The sequence below is a fragment of the Pantoea sp. PvP021 genome, from assembly GCF_054056055.1.
Map to the genome: position 1 here is coordinate 69,255 of NZ_JBSRXX010000012.1, position 24,663 is coordinate 93,917.

General features: G+C 57.3%; 22 protein-coding genes. 9 read left to right on the top strand and 13 right to left on the bottom strand.

The features are described 5' to 3' along the window. Together speE and ACVKSX_RS21975 are read right to left on the bottom strand one after the other, a co-directional pair. Entirely contained in the window at nt 1-864 is an 864-nt protein-coding gene (gene speE / locus ACVKSX_RS21970) for a polyamine aminopropyltransferase (RefSeq protein ID WP_191918796.1), read from the bottom strand. Nucleotides 865-966: 102 nt separating this feature from the next. Next, nucleotides 967-1,314, bottom strand: coding sequence for a YacC family pilotin-like protein (locus ACVKSX_RS21975; protein ID WP_003854673.1), 348 nt, complete (start codon nt 1,312-1,314; stop codon nt 967-969). A gap of 181 nt (nt 1,315-1,495) precedes the next feature. Here ACVKSX_RS21975 and cueO point away from each other — a divergent pair, with 181 nt between their 5' ends. Further along, nucleotides 1,496-3,094 (top strand): multicopper oxidase CueO, encoded by a 1,599-nt coding sequence (gene cueO, locus ACVKSX_RS21980; protein WP_346555597.1) that lies wholly within the window; start codon nt 1,496-1,498, stop codon nt 3,092-3,094. Here the strand turns inward: cueO and ACVKSX_RS21985 are convergent, their stop codons facing one another. Then, nucleotides 3,095-4,378, bottom strand: a complete 1,284-nt coding sequence (locus ACVKSX_RS21985; protein ID WP_022625436.1) for a cystathionine gamma-synthase family protein — start codon at nt 4,376-4,378, stop codon at nt 3,095-3,097. A 235-nt stretch (nt 4,379-4,613) separates the two neighbouring features. Here ACVKSX_RS21985 and hpt point away from each other — a divergent pair, with 235 nt between their 5' ends. Beyond that, the gene (gene hpt, locus ACVKSX_RS21990) at nt 4,614-5,150 is read left to right on the top strand and encodes a hypoxanthine phosphoribosyltransferase (protein WP_010254010.1); all 537 of its coding nucleotides are present in this window, start codon (nt 4,614-4,616) and stop codon (nt 5,148-5,150) included. A gap of 80 nt (nt 5,151-5,230) precedes the next feature. Here the strand turns inward: hpt and can are convergent, their stop codons facing one another. After that, a complete protein-coding gene (can, locus tag ACVKSX_RS21995; protein ID WP_029519477.1) occupies nt 5,231-5,887 on the bottom strand; it encodes a carbonate dehydratase in 657 nt (218 codons plus the stop codon). A gap of 108 nt (nt 5,888-5,995) precedes the next feature. On the opposite strand from can, the gene ACVKSX_RS22000 reads away from it, so the two are divergent. The 3 genes from ACVKSX_RS22000 (at nt 5,996) to ACVKSX_RS22010 (ending at nt 9,130) form a co-directional block, all read left to right on the top strand. Further along, entirely contained in the window at nt 5,996-6,925 is a 930-nt protein-coding gene (locus ACVKSX_RS22000; protein WP_010671845.1) for an ABC transporter ATP-binding protein, read from the top strand. After that, on the top strand, nt 6,922-7,692 hold the full coding sequence (locus tag ACVKSX_RS22005) for an ABC transporter permease (protein ID WP_010254018.1): 771 nt from the start codon (nt 6,922-6,924) through the stop codon (nt 7,690-7,692). Before ACVKSX_RS22000 ends, ACVKSX_RS22005 begins: the two co-directional genes overlap by 4 nt. A 424-nt stretch (nt 7,693-8,116) precedes the next feature. Further along, a complete protein-coding gene (locus tag ACVKSX_RS22010; protein WP_010671846.1) occupies nt 8,117-9,130 on the top strand; it encodes an acyltransferase family protein in 1,014 nt (337 codons plus the stop codon). A 65-nt stretch (nt 9,131-9,195) separates the two neighbouring features. On the opposite strand, the gene panD is transcribed toward ACVKSX_RS22010, so the two are convergent. The 9 genes from panD to thpR all read right to left on the bottom strand — a co-directional run bounded on the left by panD (nt 9,196) and on the right by thpR (nt 16,253). Further along, nucleotides 9,196-9,576 (bottom strand): aspartate 1-decarboxylase, encoded by a 381-nt coding sequence (gene panD / locus ACVKSX_RS22015; protein WP_010254022.1) that lies wholly within the window; start codon nt 9,574-9,576, stop codon nt 9,196-9,198. A gap of 47 nt (nt 9,577-9,623) precedes the next feature. Then, nucleotides 9,624-10,478 (bottom strand): pantoate--beta-alanine ligase, encoded by an 855-nt coding sequence (gene panC / locus ACVKSX_RS22020; RefSeq protein ID WP_045140767.1) that lies wholly within the window; start codon nt 10,476-10,478, stop codon nt 9,624-9,626. Nucleotides 10,479-10,493: 15 nt separating this feature from the next. After that, the gene (gene panB, locus ACVKSX_RS22025) at nt 10,494-11,288 is read right to left on the bottom strand and encodes a 3-methyl-2-oxobutanoate hydroxymethyltransferase (protein WP_346555596.1); all 795 of its coding nucleotides are present in this window, start codon (nt 11,286-11,288) and stop codon (nt 10,494-10,496) included. Nucleotides 11,289-11,371: 83 nt separating this feature from the next. Next, on the bottom strand, nt 11,372-11,857 hold the full coding sequence (gene folK / locus ACVKSX_RS22030) for a 2-amino-4-hydroxy-6-hydroxymethyldihydropteridine diphosphokinase (protein WP_045140766.1): 486 nt from the start codon (nt 11,855-11,857) through the stop codon (nt 11,372-11,374). After that, nucleotides 11,854-13,272, bottom strand: a complete 1,419-nt coding sequence (pcnB, locus tag ACVKSX_RS22035) for a polynucleotide adenylyltransferase PcnB (RefSeq protein WP_203583884.1) — start codon at nt 13,270-13,272, stop codon at nt 11,854-11,856. Before pcnB ends, folK begins: the two co-directional genes overlap by 4 nt. 86 nt (nt 13,273-13,358) lie before the next feature. Further along, entirely contained in the window at nt 13,359-14,237 is an 879-nt protein-coding gene (gene gluQRS, locus ACVKSX_RS22040) for a tRNA glutamyl-Q(34) synthetase GluQRS (protein WP_010254032.1), read from the bottom strand. 73 nt (nt 14,238-14,310) lie between these two features. Continuing rightward, nucleotides 14,311-14,766: an RNA polymerase-binding protein DksA gene (gene dksA / locus ACVKSX_RS22045; RefSeq protein WP_010254035.1), complete on the bottom strand. Its 456-nt coding sequence runs from the start codon at nt 14,764-14,766 to the stop codon at nt 14,311-14,313. 247 nt (nt 14,767-15,013) lie between these two features. Continuing rightward, complete coding sequence (sfsA, locus tag ACVKSX_RS22050) at nt 15,014-15,718, bottom strand: DNA/RNA nuclease SfsA (RefSeq protein ID WP_033780601.1); 705 nt, start codon at nt 15,716-15,718, stop codon at nt 15,014-15,016. After that, complete coding sequence (gene thpR, locus ACVKSX_RS22055; RefSeq protein ID WP_010671851.1) at nt 15,696-16,253, bottom strand: RNA 2',3'-cyclic phosphodiesterase; 558 nt, start codon at nt 16,251-16,253, stop codon at nt 15,696-15,698. Before thpR ends, sfsA begins: the two co-directional genes overlap by 23 nt. Before the next feature lie 36 nt (nt 16,254-16,289). Between thpR and hrpB the strand changes: the two genes are divergently transcribed. The 4 genes from hrpB (at nt 16,290) to fhuC (ending at nt 24,653) form a co-directional block, all read left to right on the top strand. Beyond that, nucleotides 16,290-18,773 (top strand): ATP-dependent helicase HrpB, encoded by a 2,484-nt coding sequence (gene hrpB / locus ACVKSX_RS22060; protein WP_167430610.1) that lies wholly within the window; start codon nt 16,290-16,292, stop codon nt 18,771-18,773. Between the two features lie 98 nt (nt 18,774-18,871). Beyond that, a complete protein-coding gene (gene mrcB, locus ACVKSX_RS22065; protein WP_010671853.1) occupies nt 18,872-21,412 on the top strand; it encodes a bifunctional glycosyl transferase/transpeptidase in 2,541 nt (846 codons plus the stop codon). Between the two features lie 199 nt (nt 21,413-21,611). Beyond that, nucleotides 21,612-23,819 carry a ferrichrome porin FhuA gene (gene fhuA / locus ACVKSX_RS22070; protein ID WP_354439054.1) on the top strand — a complete coding sequence of 736 codons (2,208 nt, stop codon included), beginning with the start codon at nt 21,612-21,614 and terminating at the stop codon, nt 23,817-23,819. A gap of 39 nt (nt 23,820-23,858) precedes the next feature. Then, entirely contained in the window at nt 23,859-24,653 is a 795-nt protein-coding gene (gene fhuC, locus ACVKSX_RS22075; RefSeq protein WP_354439056.1) for a Fe3+-hydroxamate ABC transporter ATP-binding protein FhuC, read from the top strand. The last annotated feature ends 10 nt before the right edge of the window (nt 24,654-24,663 follow it).

Genomic DNA, 24,663 nt, shown 5'->3' on the forward strand with positions numbered 1-24,663 from the left:
TCAGCACGCGGCGGATAACGCATTCAACAGATATTGCGGCAGGGCAAAGCTGCCGGTATGGATTGCTGGCGTGTAATAACGGCAGGTCAGGCCAGCGGCCTCGAAACGCGCCTTTAAAGTCGCGGTGTCGAGCTGGCGCAGCGCCGGATTATCACTCGCCCAGGCAAAGGTCATAATGCCGCCGTAGTAGGTCGGAATCGCCGCCTGATAGAAACTGACGTCCGCAAAGTAATGTCCCAGCTTGCGATGGCTGTTAACGGCCTCATCCTGCTGCAGGAAGCAGACGCCATTCTGCGCCACAAAGATGCCATTTTCATTAAGGGCCGCTTTGCACCCGGCATAAAATTCCGAGGTAAACAGACTCTCGCCCGGACCAATCGGATCGGTGCAGTCGGAGATAATGACATCAAACTTTTCCTGCGTCTGATTAACGAAGTTCACCCCGTCATCAATCACCAGCGTAAAGCGCGGATCGTCATAGGCACCCGCGCTGTGGTTCGGCAGATACTGGCGGCAAAAGGTCACCACGCCCGCATCGATCTCCACCATGGTAATCTTTTCGATCCCGGGATGACGTGACACTTCACGCAGCATTGCACCGTCACCGCCACCGATAATCAGAATGCTCTTCGCCGCGCCGTGCGCCAGCAGCGGAACGTGGGTCATCATTTCATGGTAGATAAATTCGTCGCGTTCGGTGGTCTGAACGACGCCGTCCAGCGCCATTACGCGGCCCATCGCGGCATTTTCGAAAATGATTAAATCCTGATGCGCAGTCTTCTCACGGTACAGCTCTTTATCGACCGTGAAATACTGGCCAAAACCGGCATGAAGGGTTTCATACCACGTTTCATTGTGGGCCATGGTGCTCTCCTCTGATGACATCGCCATGAAGATGGGCGGCATATGATAGCTAACACTGACCGTGGTTGCACGGTCAATGTCCGGCTGCAGAGGGAAGAATCGTTACCTGACGTAGGCCAGCAGGCTCAGCGAATCGCGGGCCAGTGACTTGCACTTTTTGTCGTTGGTGATGGCGATGCCGCTGAGATCGCGATAGCTATCTTCACCCAGCGCTTTCATGTTGTAGTTGCTGTAGTTGCTTAAATCCCAGCGGTTCTGCTGAGCAAAAAAGACCAGCGCTTTGCGAATCTGCGCGTCCGGTAAATCCTGATAGCCACAATCATTTTTCAGATAGACGAAAACCGCCGTGAGATCGGCCAGATCTTCCGCTTCGGATTCGCTCAGGGCAAAACTGGTGGAGGAGAAGCCAAGGAGTCCCGTCAGCAGCAGGATCCTGATACTTTGCTTCATAGTCGTTCTCTTCAATGGATATTGCTAATGACGTTAGCACAGTTGCTCTCAGGTTTTCGATTAATTTGCCGCTGTGGGCCGCTGCACCGCCTTTTTTCGTCAGATTCGCGCGGTCAGGACTTGACCTTCCCATAAGGTCAGGGTTTAGGCTGTGCGCTCTGATGCCACAAGGATGATCACCATGCAACGTCGCCATTTCCTGAAACTCACTGCCGCACTGAGTGCAGCCGGAGCATTACCGCTCTGGAGCCGTTCGCTGATGGCAGCCACCCGTCCGCTGCTGCCGATTCCGTCTCTGCTGGAACCCGATGCCAGGGGCAGCTACAGCCTCACCGCGATGCAGGGTACCACCCAGTGGAACGGCAAAGCGGTGCCGACCTGGGGCTATAACGGCAGCCTGCTGGGGCCGGTGCTGAAGATGCAGAGTGGTAAACCGGTGACGGTGAACATCCATAACCGGCTCAGCGAAGCGACCACCCTGCACTGGCACGGGCTGGAAATCCCCGGCGCAGTGGATGGCGGCCCGCAGGCGGTGATTGCGCCTGGCGGCTCGCGTCAGGTCTCTTTTACGCCCGATCAACCCGCCGCAACCTGCTGGTATCACCCGCATCTGCATGGCAAGACCGGGCATCAGGTGGCTCAGGGGCTGGCGGGACTGATCCTGCTGGAAGATAAAGAGAGCGGAACGCTGCGTTTGCCCTCGCAGTGGGGTGTGGATGATGTGCCGCTGATTTTTCAGGATAAGCAACTGACCAAAGATGGCAGCCGCATTGATTATCAGCTCGACGTGATGCGCGCCGCGGTGGGCTGGTTTGGCGACATGATGCTGACCAACGGCATGCACTATCCGCAGCATGCGGTGCCGCGCGGCTGGCTGCGTCTGCGCCTGCTCAACGGCTGCAATGCCCGTTCGCTGCATGTTGCCGCCAGTGATAAACGTCCTCTCTACGTGATCGCCAGCGATGGTGGCCTGCTGGCCGAGCCGGTAAAGCTCGACTCGCTGCCGATCCTGCCGGGCGAGCGTTTTGAGGTGATGATCGATACTTCTGACGGTAAGAGCTTCGATCTGGTGACGCTGCCGACAGAGCAGATGGGCATGACGCTGCCGCCGTTTGACCAGCCGCTGCCGCTGGTGCAGATCCTGCCGCTGCGGGTGATGGCCAGCGCCACGCTGCCGGATCAGCTGGCGACGCTGCCAGCGCTACCCTCAACAGACGGCCTGACGACACGCTGGCTGCAGCTGATGATGGACCCGCAGCTGGACCAGCAGGGCATGCAGGCGCTGATGCAGCGCTACGGCGAGAAAGCGATGGGCAAGGGCGGTCATCACACGATGTCGCAGACGCCGGAGGAGAAAACGACGGCAGAGCCGATGCCGCCTATGGAAAGCATGGATCACAGCATGCACGGCAATACGCCGCCCGCCGGTTACGATTTCCGCAACGGCAATAAGATTAATGGCCAGGCCTTTGATATGACGAAGCCGTCGTTTGCGGTGAAGCTGGGTGATTACGAGAAGTGGACGATTTCAGGTGAAGGCGATGCGATGCTGCACCCGTTCCACATTCACGGCACCCAGTTCCGTATTCTTTCAGAAAACGGCAAACCGCCAGCCCCGCACCGGCAGGGCTGGAAAGATATAGTGAATGTCGACGGCTGGCGCAGTGAAGTGCTGGTACGCTTCAACTATGTCGCCGCCGCAGAACACGCTTACATGGCCCACTGCCATCTGCTGGAGCATGAAGACACCGGCATGATGCTGGGCTTTACCGTCAGTTGATTACGCCTGATCCAGCGCCAGCTTCACATCTTCAATCAGGTCGCCGGCGTTTTCGATGCCAATCGATAGCCGCACCGTGGCGTCAGTGATCCCAATACGCTGACGCACCGCCTGCGGAACACCGGAGTGGGTGGTGCTGCCAGGATGGCTGGCCAGCGACTCGGTCCCGCCCAGGCTTACCGCCTGCTTAAACAGCGACAGCGCATTAAGAAAACGGAACGCAGCGGGCTGATCGCCGACGATATCAAATGAGAAGGTCGAACCGGCACCGCTGCACTGCTCGCGATAAGTTTTCCCTTCGGCGCTCTCCGCATCCAGATAGGGCAGCCAGTGCAGCTTCGCCACTTTCGGGTGATCGCGCAGAAACGCCGCGACCGCTTCCGCATTCTGCCAGGCTTTCTCCATACGTAGCGACAGCGTTTCCAGCGAGCGGCTGAGCATCCAGCTTGAGTGTGGATCCAGTTGCGTGCCGATAGCGCTGCGCAGGGCGCGTACTTTCGCCATCAGCGCTTTACTGCCCATCGCCGCGCCTGCAATCAGGTCAGAGTGACCGCCAACATACTTGGTCAGCGAGTAGAGCGACAGATCAGCGCCCAGCGTCAGCGGCTGCTGGAACAGCGGGCCGAGCAGCGTGTTGTCACAGGCGATAATCGGTCGTGAACCCTGCTGCTGATCAATCTCATCAGCGATACGCGCCATCAGACGGATATTAACCAGGCTGTTGGTGGGATTCGCTGGCGTTTCAATCAGGATCACCGCTACCCGGCCCTGGGCCATCGCCTGCTGAGCGGCTTCACGCACTTTGACTTCATCATTGCCGTCGCTGAAACCCACTGCTTTGATGTCCAGATTGTGCAGCGTCTTGCTAAGCAGGGTTTCGGTGCCGCCATACAGCGGCTGGGAATGCAGGATCACCTCGCCCGGACGGGCAAACGTCAGCAGGGCAGTGGAGATGGCGGCCATACCGGAAGAGAAGAGCGAACAGCTCTCCGCCTGCTCATAGACCGCCAGCCGATCTTCTACAATTTCGCTGTTAGGGTGGTTAAAGCGGGAATAGACCAGCCCACCCGATTTGCCTTCCGGCGGCTCACGTCGGCCAGAGACGTAATCAAAGAAATCCCGTCCCTCTTCGGCGCTGTCAAAGACAAAGGTCGAGGTCAGAAATACCGGCGGCTTCACCGCACCCTCAGAGAGGCGGGGATCGTAGCCATAGTTCAGCATCTGGGTTTCAGGGTGCAGCGGCCTGTCGCCGATATGCGTTTTTTTGCTTGAAGATGAAGTCATTGTGATCTCCGGCCAGCGGCGCGAGTAGGGTAACGATCTGTTGGATAAAGGCTACCATGCAGCGAATCATGCTGGTAAATGCCAGAATGTTCTAAGGTAATGCGCATTTCAGCGAGCCGCAGGCGGCGGGTAATAATTTTCGCGACGTAATCGTTTGCTTATGGGGCCGCGCAGCCGTCGCTGCTGCGTCTGTGATAGACTCCGGGGCTTTTCTGACGTAACCGGGCTGAACGCAATGAAACACACTGTTGAAGTGATGATCCCTGAACAGGCAATCGCCACGCGCATCGCTGAACTGGGCAAAGAGATTAACGACCACTACCGCGACAGCGGCAGCGATATGGTGCTGGTGGGGCTGCTGCGCGGCTCCTTTATGTTCATGGCTGATCTCTGTCGCGCCATCGATGTGCCGCATGAAGTCGACTTTATGACGGCTTCCAGTTACGGCAGCGGGATGTCCAGCACGCGTGATGTGAAAATCCTGAAAGATCTGGATGAAGACATTCGTGGCAAGGATGTGCTAATCGTCGAAGATATCATCGACTCCGGCAACACCCTGAGCAAAGTGCGAGAGATTCTGCAACTGCGTCAGCCAAAATCCCTGGCGATCTGTACGCTGCTGGATAAGCCAGAGCGCCGTGAAGTCGAAGTGAACGTCGAATATGTCGGCTTTGCGATTCCGGATGAGTTCGTGGTGGGCTTTGGTATCGACTATGCTCAGCACTATCGCCATCTGCCTTATATTGGCAAAGTGGTGCCGCTGGAATCCTGATACCGCTCTACCGCACATTCTTCCAAGGCCTGCACCTGTTGCCTGGTGTAGGCTATGCCGCGCTTTACGCTGCGATCGGCTCAGGCCTCGCCGTTCTTCCGCAGATTAGCAATGCCGTGGCGGTAGCGCTGTTCGAGGATCTCCCGGCTGTTTGCCGTCACATCAAGGTTACGCAGACAGCCGTCCTGAATGCCGTATACCCAGCCGTGCAGGGAGACATCCTTTCCGCGTTTCCAGGCAGATTGCAGTACGGTGGAGTGTCCCAGGTTATAGACTTGTTCAATAACGTTGATTTCGCACAGTTTGTCCAGGCGCTTATCCGGCGGGAGTTCCCCCAGCAACACGCTATGCTTGTACCAGAGGTCGCGGATGTGCAGCAGCCAGTTGTCGATTAATCCCAGTTCCGGGTTATCCATCGCCGCCTGCACGCCGCCGCAGCCGTAATGGCCGCAGACGATAACGTGTTCCACTTCCAGCACTTCGATAGCGTACTGCACCACGGACAGACAGTTCAGGTCGGTGTGGATCACCAGATTGGCCACGTTGCGGTGAACAAAGAGTTCGCCGGGTTCCAGTCCGGTCAGACGTTCGGCAGGAACACGGCTGTCAGAACAGCCAATCCACAGGAAGCGCGGTTTTTGTGCCTGGGCGAGCCGCTCAAAAAAGCTGGGATCTTCTTCAACCAGTAATTTTGACCATTCGCGGTTGTTTCTGATCAGGGTGTTGATATCTGTCATGGTGTTGAGCGACCGGTTACTGCGCAGAGTGCGCGCGCGTACTATATGACAGGGCCTGATAAATTTAAACGGCATTGCAATGCCATCAAAACAGGGTATGGATGCAGAATGACTTATGCACTGGAACTTTCCCGGCTGACCAAGACCTATCCCGGCGGCGTGCAGGCGCTGAAGGGCATCGATCTTAACGTTGAAGCGGGTGACTTTTATGCGCTGCTGGGGCCAAACGGTGCCGGTAAATCGACCACCATCGGAATTATCAGTTCGCTGGTTAATAAATCCGAGGGCAGCGTGCGGGTGTTTGGCTACGATCTTGAAAAAGATGTGGTGAATGCCAAGCGCCAGCTCGGCCTGGTGCCGCAGGAGTTTAACTTCAACCCGTTTGAGACGGTGATGCAAATCGTCGTTAATCAGGCGGGTTACTATGGCGTTGAGCGTCGTGAAGCCAATGAGCGGGCAGAAAAGTATCTGAAGCAGCTCGATCTGTGGGGAAAACGCGCTGAACGTGCACGCATGCTTTCCGGCGGGATGAAGCGTCGCCTGATGATCGCCCGTGCGCTGATGCATGAGCCTAAGCTGCTGATTCTGGATGAACCCACCGCTGGCGTGGATATCGAACTGCGACGCTCAATGTGGGTGTTCCTGAAAGATCTCAATGCCAAAGGCACGACCATTATTCTCACTACCCACTATCTGGAAGAGGCGGAGATGCTGTGCCGCAACATCGGCATCATCCAGAGCGGTGAGCTGGTGGAGAACACCTCAATGAAAGGGCTGCTCTCCAAGCTCAAATCAGAAACCTTTATCCTGGATCTGGCACCCCGCAGTCCGCTGCCCTCGCTGGAAGGGTTCCAGTACCGGCTGACCGATACCTCAACGCTCGAAGTGGAAGTGCTGCGTGAGCAGGGGCTCAACAGCGTCTTCAGCCAGCTTAGCGCGCAGGGTGTGCAGGTGCTGAGTATGCGCAATAAAGCCAACCGTCTTGAAGAGCTGTTTGTGGGTCTGACGACGCAGGGAAAAACAGGAGCAAAAGCATGACACATCTCTACTGGGTGGCGCTGAAGAGCATCTGGGCCAAAGAGGTTAACCGTTTCGCCCGCATCTGGATCCAGACGCTGGTGCCGCCGGTCATCACCATGACGCTCTATTTCATCATTTTTGGCAACCTGATCGGGTCGCGCATCGGTGAAATGCACGGCTTCAGCTATATGCAGTTCATCGTGCCGGGATTGATCATGATGGCGGTCATCACTAACGCCTATGCCAACGTGGCGTCGTCGTTCTTCAGCGCCAAGTTCCAGCGCAACATTGAAGAGCTGCTGGTCGCGCCGGTGCCGACCCACATCATCATTGCCGGCTATGTTGGCGGCGGCGTGGCGCGTGGTGTCTGCGTGGGTATTCTGGTGACGGCCATCTCGCTGTTCTTTGTGCCGTTCCACGTGCATTCCTGGACGATGGTGGCGGTCACGCTGCTGCTGACCGCGATTCTGTTTTCACTGGCAGGTTTGCTGAACGCTGTCTTTGCGCGCACCTTTGACGATATCAGCCTGATCCCGACCTTTGTGCTGACGCCACTGACTTATCTGGGCGGCGTATTCTATTCATTGAGTTTGCTGCCGCCGATCTGGCAGGCTGTCTCTAAACTCAATCCAATCGTTTATATGATTAGCGGATTCCGTTATGGCTTCCTCGGCATTAATGATGTGCCGCTGGTGTTTACCCTCTCGGTGCTGGTGGCCTTTATTCTGGTGTTCTACTGGCTGGTCTATGCGCTGATACAGCGCGGGCGCGGATTACGCACCTGACGTTAAGCTGAATGGTAAGGGCCACGCTGCGATAAGGGCGTGGCTTTTTTTTGGGTGGAGAGCAAATCACGCTGACTACGGTTCTGCCTGGCCTTAAAAATCACCTTAAAACCCGCCTCATTCGTTATATTTTGCCTCTGAAGCCGCCTGACGCCTCGCTTACATCCTTACTCACAAAAAATAACCCTAAGTATTATCTGATAATACTCTGACATCTTTCGCTATCTGAATGATTCTTAACTATTAAATATTTTTTAAGAATAGCCTTAAAGTCTGGCTGTTGTTTATTTGATTATGAATTATCAGAATAGCGCCGGAATAAGGTCATTCCTCTGCTCAGGGACGAATGAGTAGGCTAAGAGTCTTCTTAATAAGAAAAATGGCAACCGAATCAGGGCCAGTTTTTAATCAAAGGCAGGAAAAGATGAATCGTATAACGTGGATCGATAACCTGCGGGGATTGAGTATTCTCGCAATCATTTTTTTGCACAGCACTATTGCCGTACATAACAACGCCGGACATTTTACCGCCTTCAGCGGCCTGTTAAATGAGATGCTGGCACCGGTAAGGCTGGGGCTGATGTTCTTTGTTTCGGGTTTATTTGTCGATGCCGGGTTAAGAAAAGGCCTGGGTCCTTTTTTTAATAACAAGGTGCGCAGTATTCTCTATCCATTTGTGGTCTGGGTTGCAGTCTACGGCGGGTTGAAAATCCTGTTCAGCTCAATGGCTAATACGCCGCAATCACCGATGAATATTATTCTCTCCCACCTGACCGGTGGCGGTGATATGACCTGGTTCCTGCATTCGCTGTTTATCTTCTTTATTGTGATTATCTTTGCCCGTCACTTGCCGTTCCTGCTGGTGTTTGCCATCTGTATGACGCTGAGCTGGGCGCTGCCAGCGATTGAGGCGGATGGGGTGTTTGCCAGCTTCGACAATACCCACATCAATAAATCGCTTTATCTGTTTGTATTCTTCTATCTCGGCGATTACGTCGTGAGGAAGCAGGTGGATATCGCGGAGAAAGTGCAGCATGGCCCAACGCTGTTTATCTCGGTAATTAGTTTTGTGCTGCTCTCCTGCCTGAATATCTTTGTACTGGAGCGTCATTCCCAAGCGTTATTGTCACCGCTGGCACTATTATCGGTTCCGTTCTTTGTCTGGATTGCGCTGAAACTGAAGTCTGAACTGGTCTACTACATAGGCGTCAATTCTATCGTCTTCTATCTGTCGCATTATCTGGCGATTCAGTTCTTCAGTAAGATTGTGAAGTTTGAAAGCCCGTCAGCCTGGGTAAATGACCTGAAGTTTATTTCGGCGTTCCTGGTGGCGCTGGCGTTACCGTGGACATTATGTCTGATGAGAAAACGCGGCTGGTTTAATTTCCTCTTTACGATGAAAAAGTCATCGAAGCCGATGACAACCAAACCGGTTTAATTACTGCAGCAGAAATAAAAAGGGCCGCCCGTTTTACCGGCGGCCCTTTTTTAATCAGGTTTTAATCAGGCGATCTGCACCGGCAGCGCTTTCGCCAGACGCTTCATCTGGTTGTCACCTTCAAAATAGGCGACCTTAGGCTGCCACTGACGCGCTTCGGCATCGTCTACCTGCACATAGGAGCAGATAATTAAAATATCGCCTTCGCAGGCGCAGCGGGCGGCCGCACCGTTGACCGAGATGATTTTCGAGCCACGCTCAGCCGCGATAGCGTAGGTGGAAAAGCGCTGACCGTTGGTGACGTTATAAATATCGATCGCTTCATATTGCAGAATGCCGGAAGCATCCAGGAAATCCTGATCGATAGCGCAGGAACCTTCATAATTGAGGTCCGCCTGCGTCACCTTCACGCGGTGCAATTTGCCTTGCAGAACTGTGCGAATCATAGCCAGAAACCTTGTCAGAGAAATAAAATAACCTGCAGCGGGATTAATTACTGCGTCAGGTCAACGGTTTGATTATCAATCAGGCGGGCCTTGCCCAGCCAGGCGGCCATCAGCACCACCGCGCGCTGGCTGTCCACCGTCAGCGGTTGCAGCGTTTCCGCATCACAGATCGCCAGGCCATCAGGGCGTAATCCCTGCGCCAGCAGAGCCTCACTGGCTGCCTCAATGATCTCGTCAATATGACGCTCGCCATTCTCCAGCTGCGTCGCCATCTGATGCATCACCTGGCTCAGGACCGGTGCCAGCTTACGCTCATCTGCCGTCAGGTAGCCGTTGCGCGAACTCAGCGCCAGGCCATCTTTAGCGCGCACCGTAGGCACACCAACAATCTCAATGTCGAAGCCCATATCGGCCACCATCTTACGAATGATAGCCAGCTGCTGAAAATCCTTTTCACCGAAACAGGCAATATCGGGCTGTACCAGATTAAACAGTTTGCTGACGATAGTGGCCACACCGCGAAAATGACCTGGACGTGTGGCCCCTTCCAGCAGGGAAGAGAGCACCGGCACCTCAACAAAGGTCTGATTCTGCGCGCCCTGCGGATAGACTTCAGCAGGTGAGGGGGCGAAGACCACGTCAACCTGGTGGCGATTCAGCTTTTCACAATCTTCCTGCAGCGTGCGCGGGTAGCGCGCTAAATCATCGGCGCGATCGAACTGCATCGGATTGACAAAGATCGAGACAATCACGATGTCGCCGCGCGCCCGTGCTTCATCCACCAGCGTCAGGTGACCTTCATGCAGGTTGCCCATGGTCGGGACCAGCGCAATGCGTTTACCCTGCTGGCGCCAGCGTCGGACTTCCTGGCGCAGCATCAGCAGCGTTTCAATGATCAACACGGTGACTCTCCTGGATTACTGGAAACTGTGCTCTGCCGCCGGATAGGTTCCGGCCTCGACTTCGGCGATATAGTGGCGAATCGCCGCGCGAACATCGCCGGTCTCCGCCAGGAAATTTTTGGCAAATTTGGGAATGTGGCCGCCGGTCACGCCCAGCGCGTCATGCATCACCAGAATCTGACCATCGGTGACATTGCCGGCACCGATACCGATCACCGGGATGGTGAGCGCGTCGGTAATCCGCTGCGCTACCGACACCGGCACACACTCCAGCACCATCAGCTGTGCACCTGCGGCTTCCAGCGCCAGCGCATCGGCCAGCAACTGCTCTGCACCGGCTTCATCCCGGCCCTGTACTTTATAGCCGCCAAAGATATTGACCGACTGCGGTGTCAGGCCCAGATGACCACATACCGGAACGGCCCGCTCGGTCAGCATCTGCACGGTCTCAGCCAGCCAGCTGCCGCCTTCCAGCTTCACCATGTTAGCACCGGCACGCATCAGCTGCGCGGCGTTGTCAAAGGTCTGCTGTGGCGTGGCATAACTCATAAACGGCAGGTCGGCGAGCAGCAGTGCCTGTGGTGCGCCACGGCGCACGGCGGCGGTGTGATAGGCGATGTCGCTGACCGTGACCGGCAGGGTGGAATCATGCCCCTGCACCGTCATCCCTAAAGAATCACCAACCAGCAGCATCTGAATGCCTTCATCGGCAAACAAGCGGGCGAAACTGAAATCGTAGGCGGTCAGGGTCGCGAATTTTTTACCGCTGGCTTTCGCCTGACGCAGATGTGAAATCGTGGTGGGTTTCATGGCGCTCTCAACTCAGGAATTCTGATGGGCGCAGTTTACTGGATAGCGTGAAAGAGCGGAATCAGAGATGTGCGTTTGTCTGCTCAGCCGTGCCACAGCACGATGCTGCTACTGTCGAGGGCAGCCAGGATTGTGCTGAGTGCGCGACCGTCGGGCAGGCGGGCGTCTGGCGCAATCGCCAGCAGGGGCACCAGCATAAACGCGCGATTCAGCAGATCATAGTGCGGCACGATCAGCCGCTCCGTGTTGATGTGCGCCTCGCCAAACAGCATCAGATCGATATCCAGCGTGCGCGGACCCCAGCGTTCTGCCTTGCGCACCCGGCCATGCTCCTGCTCGATCCGCTGGGTATGGTCAAGCAGCGCTTCTGCACTGAGATCGGTCTCCAGCGCCACGGCGGCATTGAGAAAATCGGGCTGATCGGGCGGGCCATAAGGCGGCGTGCGGTAGAACGGCGAGGTAGCGATGCGTTGCGTCTGCGGCAACGCATCCAGTGCGGTCAGCGCTGCATCAACCTGATGCAGCGGATCGGCCAGGTTACTGCCTAACGCGAGGTAAACCCGTGTCATGAGACGTTCTGGTTGTCACGACGCGGTGCGGAAGGACGGCGGCGCGGACGACGCGATTTATTACGCGGCACCGGATCGTCACCCAGGTTATTGAGCATGTTTTTCTGATGCGGCGGCGCAGCCACCTGGAATTCACCCCACCACTGGCTCAGGCGCAGCAGTTCCGGGTTATTTTCCACTTCTGCACGCAGTGCCAGCAGATCGTAAGCGGCGCGGAATTTCGGATGCTCCATCAGTTTCCAGGCGCGTTTACCGTGACGGCGGGACATGCGTAACTGCAGCAGCCAGATATCGCGGATTAGCGACGTAATACGTTTCGGAATCGCCAGCGCACGGCAGGCTTCGTCCAGCGTATCATTCATCGCCATCGCAAAAGCTTCGAAGTAGGTCAGGCCACTCTCCTGCGCAATGCGTTCTGCCGTTTCAAGCTGCGGATACCAGAACATCGCGGCAAACAGGAACGCCGGGTTAACGCGCATGTCGTTGTGAATGCGGTTATCTGTGTTTTTCAGCACCTGCGCCAGCATCCGCTCCATGTGACTGTCGCTGTTTTCCGTGAAGTTACGCGCCAGCGTCGGGAACAGTGGCTGGAACAGCTGATATTCACACAGCTTGAGATATGTGCTGTAGCCGTAGCCAGCCTGCAACATCTTCAGCGACTCTTCAAACAGGCGAGCAGGCGGAATATCACGCAACAGCGAGGCCAGACGTGGAATCGGCTCGGCGGTTTCCGGCGCAATGCTCATATTGAGTTTGGCGGCAAAGCGCGCGACGCGCAGCATGCGGACCGGATCTTCGCGGTAGCGAGTTTCCGGATCGCCAATCAGGCGAATGATGCCCTGTTCGAGATCGCTTATGCCGCCGACATAGTCACGCACGCTGAAATCAGCCACGCTGTAGTAGAGGCTGTTGATGGTGAGATCGCGTCGCTGGGCATCATCTTCGATAGAGCCGAAGATATTGTCGCGCAGCAGCATGCCGCTCTGGGCGCGCTGCGAGCTGTTGCGATCCTCTTCCGGCTCTTCCGCCTGATGATGTCCACGGAAGGTGGCGACTTCGATCACTTCCGGGCCAAACATCACGTGCGCCAGACGGAAACGACGGCCAACCAGGCGACAGTTGCGGAACAACTTACGCATCTGCTCAGGCGTGGCATTGGTGGTCACGTCGAAATCTTTGGGTTTTTGCCCCAGTAGCAAATCGCGCACGCCACCGCCTACCAGATAGGCTTCATAACCGGCTTTGTTCAGGCGATAGAGCACTTTGAGGGCATTTTCGCTGATGTCTTTACGTGAGATGGTATGGCTTTCACGAGGAATGATGGTCATCAGACGCTCTGGTTCAACCTCTGCTGGGGCTTCCTCTTCATCACGCTTCAGGACTTTCCGGCAAAAATTAGCTACTCGGGTAAAAATGGGACACCTCGACAGTGGCAATTAGGGTGTAGGTAAAATCAGCGGCTAATCATAGCCTGTTGAGAACCGTTTGAGAATGCTGTTGTCTATGCATCCGGTTTCAGGGCGTTCTCTTGCGGCATCAAAGCGATATTCCACTGCGACACCGCATCAGACAGCAGTTTGTCCTGCGTTAAGTCCTGCCAGCCGCCTGAAACCGGCTGTCCGAGGAAGCGTAACGCCGCCACCAACAGGGGTCTGGCATCGCCATCCGGCAGCGCAGGTGCATGATTCTGCTTCGACAACTTATGACCATCGTGGTTAAGCGCCAGCGGCAGATGCAGCCAGTCAGGCACCGGCCAGCCAAATTGCTGGCAGAGCGCAATCTGTCGCACCGTCGGCTCAATCAAATCTGCGCCGCGAACCACTTCGGTAATGCCCTGAAAATGATCATCGACAACGACCGCCAGGTTATAGGCAAACAGGCCATCACGGCGGTGAATAATAAAATCTTCCTGTGCCAGACGCCTGTCCGCCTCCACACGGCCACGCAGACGATCGTCAAACGCAAAGACCGGCGCATGCTGGCGTAAACGCAGCGCGGCATTCTCCGGTCCGCGTTGCCGTTCACGGCAGTAACCATCATAGAAACCGCCAATCTGCTGAATGCGACGCCGGGGGCAGGTGCAGTAATAGCTTTGACGATGCTGCTGCAGCCAGGCCAGCGCGTCACGGTAGGCCTCATGACGTTGTGACTGCCACAGAACCTCGCCATCCCACTCTAAACCGTAGTGCTCCAGCTGATGCAGGATACGGCTGGCGGCACCCGGTACTTCCCGTGGCGGATCGATATCTTCAATTCTCACCCGCCAGACGCCGTTTTGCGCACGCGCGCTCAGGTAACTGCCCAGGGCAGCAATCAGCGATCCGAAGTGGAGTTCACCAGAGGGAGAAGGGGCGAAGCGACCGATACAGGAGGATGACATAGGTTTCAGAAGTGACCACGCAGCGGACAAAACAGCAGTTGTTCCACTGCGTGGTAACAGGCTGGACGCGGCATCAGCCGGCCATTTGTTTCTCACGAATTTCTGCTAACGTCTTACAGTCGATGCAGAGATCGGCAGTAGGACGGGCTTCGAGACGGCGGATACCAATCTCAACGCCACAGGAATCGCAATAGCCGAAGTCGTCATCTTCAACTTTCTTCAGCGTCTTCTCGATCTTTTTGATCAGTTTACGTTCGCGATCGCGGTTACGCAGCTCCAGGCTGAACTCCTCTTCCTGCGCGGCACGGTCAACCGGGTCCGGGAAGTTAGCGGCTTCATCCTGCATATGAGAAACGGTACGATCGACTTCGTCCCGTAATTGATTACGCCAGGCTTCCAGAATCTTGCGAAAATGGGTCAGCTGCGCATCATTCATATACTCTTCGCCAGGCTTCACCTGATAAGGTTCGACGCCAGCAATAGAGAGAATACTCAGGGACGATGTTTTACGGTTTTGACCTTCTTGCATGTTGCTTCTCCTGGATAACACGCACTATACCCTTCGAATTTCGTCTCGCAGGGGCCTTGCTGCCAGCCTGCATTTGACGTCTGCGGGGTACATCGATCCCCCATTGGGGAAAAAAACAGGCCGCTATAAATAACAGAAGCAGTCAGGGTTGGCAATTCTTCATGAACACACCTTGACAAGCCTGTGAGGAACAGCGTAATTGGCCCTTAGCTCAGAACATTCTTAACACATAAAATTGCAAAAGATATTACAAGGTTACGTTGATCGGCGATTTAAGAAACATTCCCTCCGCCGATAAGTCTGCCTGATACGCTAAAACCTCTACGCCCTCCTGCTGCGCCTGAGCCAGTTGTTCTGCATACGCCACATCAATGTGACGTGCCGGAGAAACGTCCTCAATCCCCGAGTGCAAAACGGCAAACAACAAAACGGCCCGATGACCCTCTGCCGCAACTGTTGCCAGTTCACGCAGGTGTTTCTGTCCTCGAATCGTCACCGCATCCGGAAAATACCCTTTTCCTTCATGCAGAAGGGTTACGGATTTCACCTCAATATAGCAGTTGCGCCGGGCCTCTGCTTTGAGCAGGAAATCAATTCTGCTTTTTTCAGTGCCATATCTCACTTCCGCCTGACGATGCGTATAACCGGCCAGCGCCGGCAGCCGATCCTGCTCCAGCGCCTCAGCCACCAGCTGGTTGGCGCGCAGCGTATTCACGCAGATCCAGTGGCCCTGTTGTGTTTCGGTCAGCTCCCAGCTGTGGGGGTATTTGCGCGTCAGGCTGTCGGACGTCGAATACCAGACCCGATCGCCCGGCGTGGCGCAGCCGGTCATGGCGCCGGTATTGGCGCAGTGAATCGTCAGAACGTCGCCCTCTGGCGTCACCACATCGGCCAAAAAACGTTTGTAACGGGCAATCAGACGGGCGGGTTTAAGGGGCGGAGAGAAGTGCATGTGGATCCTGAGAATGTAATGGCCAGCTAGCCAGGGCGCGATAGCGGGTGCGGCCCCGGGCATATTCAGAGGCGAACAGAGAAAAGGTAGAGACGCGAAAACGCCAGTGAAAGCCGCGCGGCGGTAACGTCACCGGCTGCGTGGCGTGGCGTAACAGCGTGATGTGCGGATGAAACGGCTGGGGGCTCTGGTAACAGCCATGCCGGGCGGCCTGGGCCCGCAGCAGGCTGGCGAGCTGCAACAGACCGCGTGGCGCGCGCTGGCAGCCGAGCCAGACCACGCCGGGGCGCGGCCAGTGTCCGGCATCATCCAGGTCGAGATCAAAACCGGGCTGCACAATACGGGAGGCCAGCGTCTGCAGGCGCTGTGAGGTTTCCGGCGCAACTTCACCCAGAAACGCCAGCGTCAGGTGCAGATTCGCCGCGACCACCGGCTGGCCCGCCTCCGCAGGAAAGGTATCGGCCCGCCAGCGCACCAGCTCTTGCTGCATCTCGTCAGGCAGGCTGATGGCAAAAAATAAGCGTTGTGTCGCCATGGCGCTCTCCGGCAAATATCACGGATGGATGCTACAATGCGCGCCATCTTAGCACAGGCAGAAGCGGAGTTTGCTGTGAGCGATTTACCGGTCAGCGCGGTGCTGCCTGACATCCTGGCGGCGCTGAGTGACGCCCCACAAATCCTGCTGGCTGCACCAACCGGCGCGGGCAAATCGACCTGGCTGCCGCTGCAGTTGTTACAGCAGGCGGCGCTGCCAGGACGGATCATCATGCTGGAGCCACGTCGGCTGGCGGCGCGTAATGTGGCGCAGCGGCTGGCGGAGCAACTCGGCGAGCAGCCGGGTGGCACGGTGGGATTCCGGATGCGTGGCGAAAGCTGCGTCGGGCCGCAGACCCGGCTGGAAGTGGTGACCGAAGGCATGCTCACGCGCATGCTTCAGCACGACCCGATGCTGGAAGGCGTGTCGCTGGTGATCCTCGATGAATTTCACGAGCGCAGCCTGCAGGCCGATCTGGCGCTGGCGCTGCTGCTTGATGTACAGCAGGGGCTGCGCGACGACCTTAAAATCATGCTGATGTCCGCCACACTGGACAACGCCCGGCTGGCGGCGCTGCTGCCGGATGCGCCACTGATCGTCTCAGAAGGGCGCAGCTATCCGGTTGAGCGGCGTTACGCGTCACTGAATCAGAATGTGCGTTTTGAAGAGGCGGTCGCGCGTGAAGTCGCCCAGCTGCTGCGGGATGAGAGCGGTTCGCTGCTGCTGTTTCTGCCGGGTGTGGCGGAGATCGAACGGGTGAAGCGCGAGCTGGAATCACGCATCAGTGACGACGTTGATCTGACGCCGCTCTATGGCGCACTGCCGCTGGCGGCGCAGCGCCGGGCAATTCTGCCTGCCGCCGACGGCCGCCGCAAAGTGGTGCTTGCCACCAATATCGCCGAAACCAGCCTGACCATTGAGGGGATTCGGCTGGTGGTCGACAGTGCGCTGGAACGCAGCGCTCTGTTTGACGCCCGCAGCGGCGTGACGCGTCTGCAGACCCAGCGAATCAGCCAGGCATCGATGATCCAGCGAGCGGGTCGCGCCGGGCGACTGATGCCGGGACTCTGCCTGCATCTGGTGCCGCAGGAGCAGGCATCACGAGCGGCGGCGCAGAGCGAACCGGAAATCGTTAACAGCGATCTCTCGTCACTGTGGCTGGATCTGCTGCAGTGGGGCTGTACCCAGCCGCAACAGCTGCAGTGGCTGGACCAGCCGCCCGCCAGAAATCTGGATGCGGCGCAGCAGCAGCTGACCCGACTGGGAGCACTGGACAACAACGGCCTGCTCAACACGCTGGGACGGCGCATGGCGCAGCTGGGATGCGATCCCCGACTCGCCGCCATACTGTGTGCCGCAAGCGATGAGCCGGATGCGGTCGCCAGCGCCGCGCTGCTGGTGGCGATTCTGGAAGATCCTCCCCGCAGCGGCAGCACCGACCTGCGTGATGCGCTGCATCGGCCGCAGGCGCAATGGCAGCGGCGGGCGCAGCAGTGGCAGCAGCGGCTTAAAATCCGTGGCGGGCGCATCGATGAAGATCGTTTCGCCGGATTGCTGGCGGTGGGCTTTGGCGATCGGCTGGCGCGGCGACGCGATCAGAGCGGTCGCTATCAGCTGGCCAACGGGCTGGGCGCCAGACTCGATGAGCAGGATGGCCTGACGCGTAATGAGTGGCTGATTGCGCCTGCTCTGTTGCAGGGCAGTGCCACACCGGATGCCCGGATGTTGCTGGCACTGCCGGTCGATATTGAAACGCTGTGCCAGCAGCAGCCCGCCCTGATTGAGCGCCGGACCGAAGTAGAGTGGGACGAAGAGAAAGGCACGCTGCGTGCTTTCAGACGTGAGCAGATTGGCGCGCTGATACTGAAAACCCAGCCGATGGCGCGCCCGGAACCGGAGGTGCTGCACGCGGCCATGCTGCGCTGGATCGTCGAAAAAGGTCTGTCGGTACTGGGCTGGACGCCGGAGGCCGAACAGCTGCGTCTGCGAATCCAGTGTGCGGCCCGGTGGCTGCCGGAAGAGAGCTGGCCCGCGACCGACGATGAAACGCTGCTTGAGAGCCTGTCGCAGTGGCTGTTGCCGCAGATGTCAGCGGTACGCGATCTCCGCAGCCTGCAGGCGGTGAACCTGACCACGGCACTCTTACATTTACTCACATGGTCACAGCGTCAGCGGCTGGATACTGTGCTGCCAACTCATTACACTGTGCCCACCGGAAGCCGGCTGCCAATCCGCTACGATGCGGAGAAGCCGCCCGCGCTGGCGGTAAGGATTCAGGAGATGTTTGGCGAGGCGCAGAATCCCACCGTGGCGGAAGGACGAATTCCGCTGGTGCTGGAGCTGTTATCGCCCGCCCAGCGCCCGTTGCAGATCACCCGCGATCTGGCGGCGTTCTGGCGCGGTGCCTGGCCGGAGGTCAGGAAAGAGATGAAGGGACGTTATCCTAAACATCCCTGGCCCGAGGATCCGGCCACCGCCTTGCCAACAAGGCGAACCAAAAAAATGTCCCCGCAGGGTTGAGTCCGCTGGATCGAATTCAGAGGGTTCTGCCATGCGGCACGCGAGAAAGCAGTTAGAGTAGCGGCGCTGCCGTAAGCACTGCCTGGAGAAGAAAAGTAATGTCTGGGAACGATCGCGAACCAATAGGGCGCAAAGGTAAACCGTTGCCGCCGCGCAGCAGTGCGGGCCGGGGACGACGCAGGGATATCGAACAGGATATCGATCAGGACGATTTTAATGATGACGAGGAGGAAGCGCCGGTGCCACGTAAAGGTAAAGGTGGAAAACCGCCGCGCGGCAAACGCCGTTGGCTGGGATGGGTAATCAAACTGTTCCTGGTGTTTGTGGTGGTCATGGCCGCGTGGGGCATCTACCTCGACTCGGAAATTCGCAGCCGGATTGACGGTAAAGTGTGGCAACTGCCCGCCACCGTCTATGGCCGCATGGTCAGCCTGGAACCCGGCATGGCCTACAACAAAAGTGAAATGGTGGCGCTGCTGGAAGGTACTCAGTATCGCGAAGTCTCCCGTATTACCCGCCCTGGCGAGTTTTCGGTGAAGGGCAACACCATCGATCTGCTGCGTCGCCCGTTTGATTTCCCCGACAGTAAAGAGGGGCAGATCCACGCGCGCATGAGCTTCAGTAAAGATGAGCTGAGCGAGATTAAAAACCTTGAAACCGGTCGTGATTTTGGCTTTTTCCGCCTCGATCCGCGCCTGATCACCATGCTGCAGTCGCCGAACGGTGAACAGCGACTCTTCGTACCGCGCGCCGGTTTCCCGGATCTGCTGGTCGATACGCTGATCGCCACCGAAGATCGCCATTTCTATGAGCATGATGGCATCAGCCCTTACTCCATTGGCCGCGCCTTCCTGGCGAACATCACGGCCGGGAAAGCGGTGCAGGGCGGCAGTACGCTGACGCAGCAGCTGGTGAAGAACCTGTTCCTCACCAACGAGCGTTCGCTGTGGCGTAAAGCGCGTGAAGCCTACATGGCGGTGATCATGGATGCGCGCTACAGCAAAGATCGCATCCTGGAGCTCTACCTGAACGAGGTCTATCTCGGTCAGGCTGGCAGCGATCAGATCCGCGGTTTCCCGCTGGCCAGCCTCTACTACTTTGGCCGTCCGGTTGATGAGCTGAGTCTGGATCAGCAGGCGATGCTGGTCGGCATGGTGAAAGGTGCGTCGCTCTATAATCCGTGGCGTAACCCGAAACTGGCGCTGGAACGACGCAACCTCGTGCTGCGCCTGTTGCAGCAGCAGAAAGTAATCGACCAGGAGCTGTATGACATGCTGTCGGCCCGTCCGCTGGGCGTGCAGCCGAAAGGCGGCGTGATTACGCCGCAGCCGGCCTTTATGCAGATGGTGCGTAACGAGCTTCAGGCAAAACTGGGCGACAAGGTGAAAGATCTCTCCGGGGTGAAAATCTTCACCACGCTGGATCCGGTGTCGCAGGATGCGGCCGAAAAGGCGGTGATCGATGGCATTCCGACGCTGAAAAAACAGCGTGGTCTGAAAGATCTGGAAACCGCGATGGTGGTGGTTGACCGTTTCAGCGGCGAAGTCCGCGCTATGGTCGGCGGTGCCGATCCGCAGTATGCCGGTTACAACCGCGCGCTGCAGGCACGCCGCTCTATCGGCTCACTGGCGAAACCGGCGACTTACCTGACCGCGCTGAGCCAGCCAAACAGCTACCGGCTGAACAGCTGGATCGCCGATGAGCCGATTGCGCTGAAACAGCCAAACGGCAGCATCTGGAAACCGATGAACGACGATCGTCGCTTCAGCGGCAAAGTGATGCTGGTGGATGCGCTGACCAACTCAATGAACGTGCCGACCGTAAACCTCGGCATGACGCTGGGGCTGGATGCGGTGGTGGATACCTGGAACAAACTGGGCGTGCCGAAAGAGCAGCTGCATCCGGTGCCATCGATGCTGCTGGGTGCCTTAAACCTGACGCCGGTTGAAGTGGCTCAGGCGTTCCAGTCGATTGCCAGCGGCGGCAACCGCGCGTCGCTGTCAGCGGTGCGTTCGGTGATTGCGGAAGATGGCAGCGTGCTCTATCAGAGCTATCCGCAGGCGCAGCGTGTTGAGCCGGCGCAGGCCGCTTATCTGACGCTCTACACCATGCAACAGGTAGCTGACCACGGTACCGCCCGTGCGCTGGGCGCGCGTTTCCCGAATGCGCATCTGGCGGGCAAAACCGGTACTACCAACGATCTGGTGGACAGCTGGTTTGCCGGTATTGATGGCAAAGAAGTGGCGATCACCTGGGTGGGACGCGATAACAACCAGCCGACCAAACTCTATGGTGCCAGCGGCGCGATGCAGCTCTACCGTCGCTACCTGGACATTCAGGCCCCGATGCCGTTACAGCTGACGCCGCCGGAAGATGTGTCGCTGATGAATGTGGATTCTGCCGGTAACTTTGTCTGCGGCACGGGCAGCAGCACCTGGCGTTCTCTGCCGGTGTGGGCGCTGGATCCGAATGCGCTGTGTCAGCAACAGCAACAGCAGGTTCAGCAGCAACAACAGCTCTTCGATCAGCAGCAGCAACAACAGCAACAGCAGCAGCCGCAACAACCGGCCCAGCAACAGCAGGAGCAGAAAGATAGCGACGGCGTAGCAGGGTGGATAAAAGATATGTTTGGCAAATAAATCAGTCAGACAGGTTAAAAAGGGCGCTTCGGCGCCCTTTTTTTGTTCCTGATCAATACGCGTCAATCGGCCTGCAAACGGCGTCACTACTGGGATTTCTTCTTGCAGTGCCTGCTGAATTTCGCATATTATCTAAGCGTTATAATAATCATTATCGTTTCGATTCGCCTGCCTGAGCCTATTGTTAAGAGACACTTTTATGAATGCGCGAACGACTTTTTCTGACAACACCAAAAAAACATTTTCCCGACCGCTTCTGGGTATCATGATCTCACTGAGCCTGAGCTCCTCTCTTTACGCCGCGCAGGCGGAGACGATGGTCGTCTCGGCTGAGGGCGGCAGCGGCGTCGAGGCGGAAAGCGCCTGGGGACCAGCACCCACCGTGGCAGCGAAACGCAGCGCCACCGGGACCAAAACTGATACCCCCATTGAAAAAAATCCGCAGTCCATCTCCGTGGTCACCCGTGAAGAGATGGAGATGCGTAACGTAACCAGCGTGAAAGGGGCGTTTAACTACACGCCTGGCGTGCTGACCGGTAACCGGGGCAGCTCAGACGTGATTGATGCGCTGTCGATTCGCGGTTTCAGCGAAACCAACACCAATCAGTATCTGGATGGTCTGAAACTGCAGGGTGATAACTACTCTGAGTTTGCCATCGATCCTTACTTCCTGGAACGCGCTGAACTGCTGCGCGGCCCGGTTTCGGTGCTCTACGGTAAGAGCAATCCCGGCGGCGTGGTCTCGCTGGTGAGTAAGCGTCCGACCCAGGAAACCCTGCGCGAAGTGCAGTTCCAGATGGGCAACGACAACCTCTTCTCGACCGGCTTTGACTTTGGCGGCGCGCTGGACGACGACGGCGTCTACAGCTATCGCCTGACCGGCCAGGCGCGCAGTCAGGATGCGCAGCAGGCGATGAACAAAGAGAAGCGCTACACCATCGCACCGGCTTTCAGCTGGCGTCCCGACGATCGCACCCGCATTGACCTGCTGACCTATTTCCAGAACGAGCCAGAAACCGGTTATTACGGCTGGCTGCCGCGTCAGGGCACGGTGGTACCGATCACCCGCGCTGATGGCAGCCAGTACAAACTGCCGACCAACTTCGATGAAGGCGAGCAGAGCAACAAGATTTCACGCAACACCAAAATGGTCGGTTATAACGCCGAGCACAGCTTTAACGACACCTGGACGCTGCGCCAGAACCTGCGTTATGCCGATCTGCGCACCGATTACCGCAGCATTTATGGCAATGGTTTCCTGCCGGCGACTCAGGAAATCACGCGCGGTTCGGCGGTTTCAGAAGAGAAACTCAACCAACTGGCGGTCGATACCCAGGCGCAGGCGAAATTCGCCACCGGCCAGGTTGATCATACGCTGCTGCTGGGCGTGGACTTCCAGCGTACCCGCAATGATATCGATGCACAGTTTGGCACTGCCTCCAGCCTGAATGCGGTTAATCCGCAATATGGCGATAACAGCGTAACGCCATTTGCCGATCCCTATCAGCATCTCAACAAGCAGCGTCAGACCGGCCTCTATGCTCAGGATCAGATGGAGTGGAACCGCTGGGTGCTGACGCTGGGTGGCCGCTACGACTATGCCATGAACTCGGTTTACGATCGGGTAGCGGATAGCGTTGATCGTCAGAACGATCAGGCCTTTACCTGGCGCGGCGGCCTGAACTATGTGTTTGATAACGGCATCGCGCCTTACTTCAGCTACAGCGAAGCCTTTATTCCGAATGCAGGTTCGACCTATGAGGGTCAGGCATTTGATCCGTCACGCGCTAAGCAGTATGAAGCGGGCGTGAAATATGTACCGAAAGATCGTCCGGTGGTGCTCACCGCCGCGCTTTATCAGCTGACCAAAACCAAAAACCTGACCGCGGACCCTGATACGTTTAATCATCCGTTTGCCAGCGTGCAGAGCGGTGAAATCCGGTCACGGGGCGTAGAGCTGGAAGCTAAAGCGGCGCTGAATGCCAACGTTAACCTGACGGCGTCCTACACCTACACCGATGCGGAATATACCGAAGACACCCAGCTCAAAGGCAAAACGCCGGTGCAGGTGCCGAAGCACATGGCCTCACTGTGGAGCGACTACACCTTCCACGAGACAGCCCTTTCGGGCGTAACGCTGGGCGCGGGTGTGCGTTATGTCGGTGAGAGTCAGGGCCTTTACAGCACTGGCACTGAGCAGAACCAGAACTTTAAAGTTGCCGGTTACACCACGGTGGATGCGGCGCTGAAATATGATCTGGGTCGTTTCGGTTTGCCGGGTTCGACTGTGGGCGTCAACGTCAACAATCTGTTTGACCGCGACTACGTCGCCAGCTGCTATCGTGAATACGCCTGCTACTGGGGTGCGGAGCGCCAGATTGTCGGCACCGCAACCTTCAGATTCTGATTTAACCGGGCGCTTCGGCGCCCGTTCACAGGGATAACCATGCCGTATCCGCACGCAGAAGAGGTGACCTTTACGCTGAAAAACGCCAGTTTTGAAGTGCCGGGCCGGACGCTCCTTCAGCCACTGTCGCTGACCTTTCCGCCGGGAAAAGTGACCGGGCTGATCGGTCACAACGGCTCGGGCAAATCAACACTGTTAAAAATGCTGGGTCGTCACCACGCGGCCAGCAGCGGAGAGGTGCTGTTGAATCAGCAGCCCGTCGGACGCTGGAACAGCAAAGCCTTTGCCCGTCAGGTGGCCTATCTGCCGCAGCAGTTACCGGCAGCCGAAGGGATGACGGTGCGTGAACTGGTGGCGATTGGCCGCTATCCCTGGCACGGCGCGCTGGGGCGCTTTGGTCAGGAAGATCGCGACCGGGTAGAGGATGCGATTGCCCAGGTCGGGCTTAATGCCTTTGCCGGACGGCTGGTAGATAGCCTGTCGGGCGGCGAGCGTCAGCGCGCCTGGCTGGCGATGATGGTGGCGCAGAACAGCCGCTGTCTGCTGCTGGATGAACCGACGTCGGCGCTGGATATTGCCCATCAGGTTGAGGTGCTGGCGTTGATAAAAGCGCTGAGCCAGCAGCGCGGCTTAACCGTGATTGCGGTGCTGCACGATATTAATATGGCAGCACGCTACTGCGATCATCTGGTGGCGCTGCGTCAGGGCGCGATGATTGCCGAAGGTGACGCAGAGGCGATTATGCAGCCTGAGGTGCTCGGTGCGATTTATGGCATTCCGATGGGCATTTTACCGCACCCGCAGGGCGGCGCGCCGGTCAGTTTTGTCTGTTAAGGAGAGGATG

Coding starts and splice junctions, on each gene's coding strand:
- speE (WP_191918796.1), bottom strand. CDS start 864: ATGGCCCACAATGAAACGTGGTATGAAACCCTTCATGCCGGTTTTGGC.
- hrpB (WP_167430610.1), top strand. CDS start 16,290: ATGCGCGCCATCTTAGCACAGGCAGAAGCGGAGTTTGCTGTGAGCGAT.
- ACVKSX_RS21975 (WP_003854673.1), bottom strand. CDS start 1,314: ATGAAGCAAAGTATCAGGATCCTGCTGCTGACGGGACTCCTTGGCTTC.
- mrcB (WP_010671853.1), top strand. CDS start 18,872: ATGTCTGGGAACGATCGCGAACCAATAGGGCGCAAAGGTAAACCGTTG.
- gluQRS (WP_010254032.1), bottom strand. CDS start 14,237: ATGTCATCCTCCTGTATCGGTCGCTTCGCCCCTTCTCCCTCTGGTGAA.
- folK (WP_045140766.1), bottom strand. CDS start 11,857: ATGACACGGGTTTACCTCGCGTTAGGCAGTAACCTGGCCGATCCGCTG.
- ACVKSX_RS22010 (WP_010671846.1), top strand. CDS start 8,117: ATGAATCGTATAACGTGGATCGATAACCTGCGGGGATTGAGTATTCTC.
- can (WP_029519477.1), bottom strand. CDS start 5,887: ATGACAGATATCAACACCCTGATCAGAAACAACCGCGAATGGTCAAAA.
- ACVKSX_RS22000 (WP_010671845.1), top strand. CDS start 5,996: ATGACTTATGCACTGGAACTTTCCCGGCTGACCAAGACCTATCCCGGC.
- ACVKSX_RS21985 (WP_022625436.1), bottom strand. CDS start 4,378: ATGACTTCATCTTCAAGCAAAAAAACGCATATCGGCGACAGGCCGCTG.
- hpt (WP_010254010.1), top strand. CDS start 4,614: ATGAAACACACTGTTGAAGTGATGATCCCTGAACAGGCAATCGCCACG.
- thpR (WP_010671851.1), bottom strand. CDS start 16,253: ATGGCGACACAACGCTTATTTTTTGCCATCAGCCTGCCTGACGAGATG.
- dksA (WP_010254035.1), bottom strand. CDS start 14,766: ATGCAAGAAGGTCAAAACCGTAAAACATCGTCCCTGAGTATTCTCTCT.
- fhuA (WP_354439054.1), top strand. CDS start 21,612: ATGAATGCGCGAACGACTTTTTCTGACAACACCAAAAAAACATTTTCC.
- cueO (WP_346555597.1), top strand. CDS start 1,496: ATGCAACGTCGCCATTTCCTGAAACTCACTGCCGCACTGAGTGCAGCC.
- panB (WP_346555596.1), bottom strand. CDS start 11,288: ATGAAACCCACCACGATTTCACATCTGCGTCAGGCGAAAGCCAGCGGT.
- sfsA (WP_033780601.1), bottom strand. CDS start 15,718: ATGCACTTCTCTCCGCCCCTTAAACCCGCCCGTCTGATTGCCCGTTAC.
- ACVKSX_RS22005 (WP_010254018.1), top strand. CDS start 6,922: ATGACACATCTCTACTGGGTGGCGCTGAAGAGCATCTGGGCCAAAGAG.
- panD (WP_010254022.1), bottom strand. CDS start 9,576: ATGATTCGCACAGTTCTGCAAGGCAAATTGCACCGCGTGAAGGTGACG.
- fhuC (WP_354439056.1), top strand. CDS start 23,859: ATGCCGTATCCGCACGCAGAAGAGGTGACCTTTACGCTGAAAAACGCC.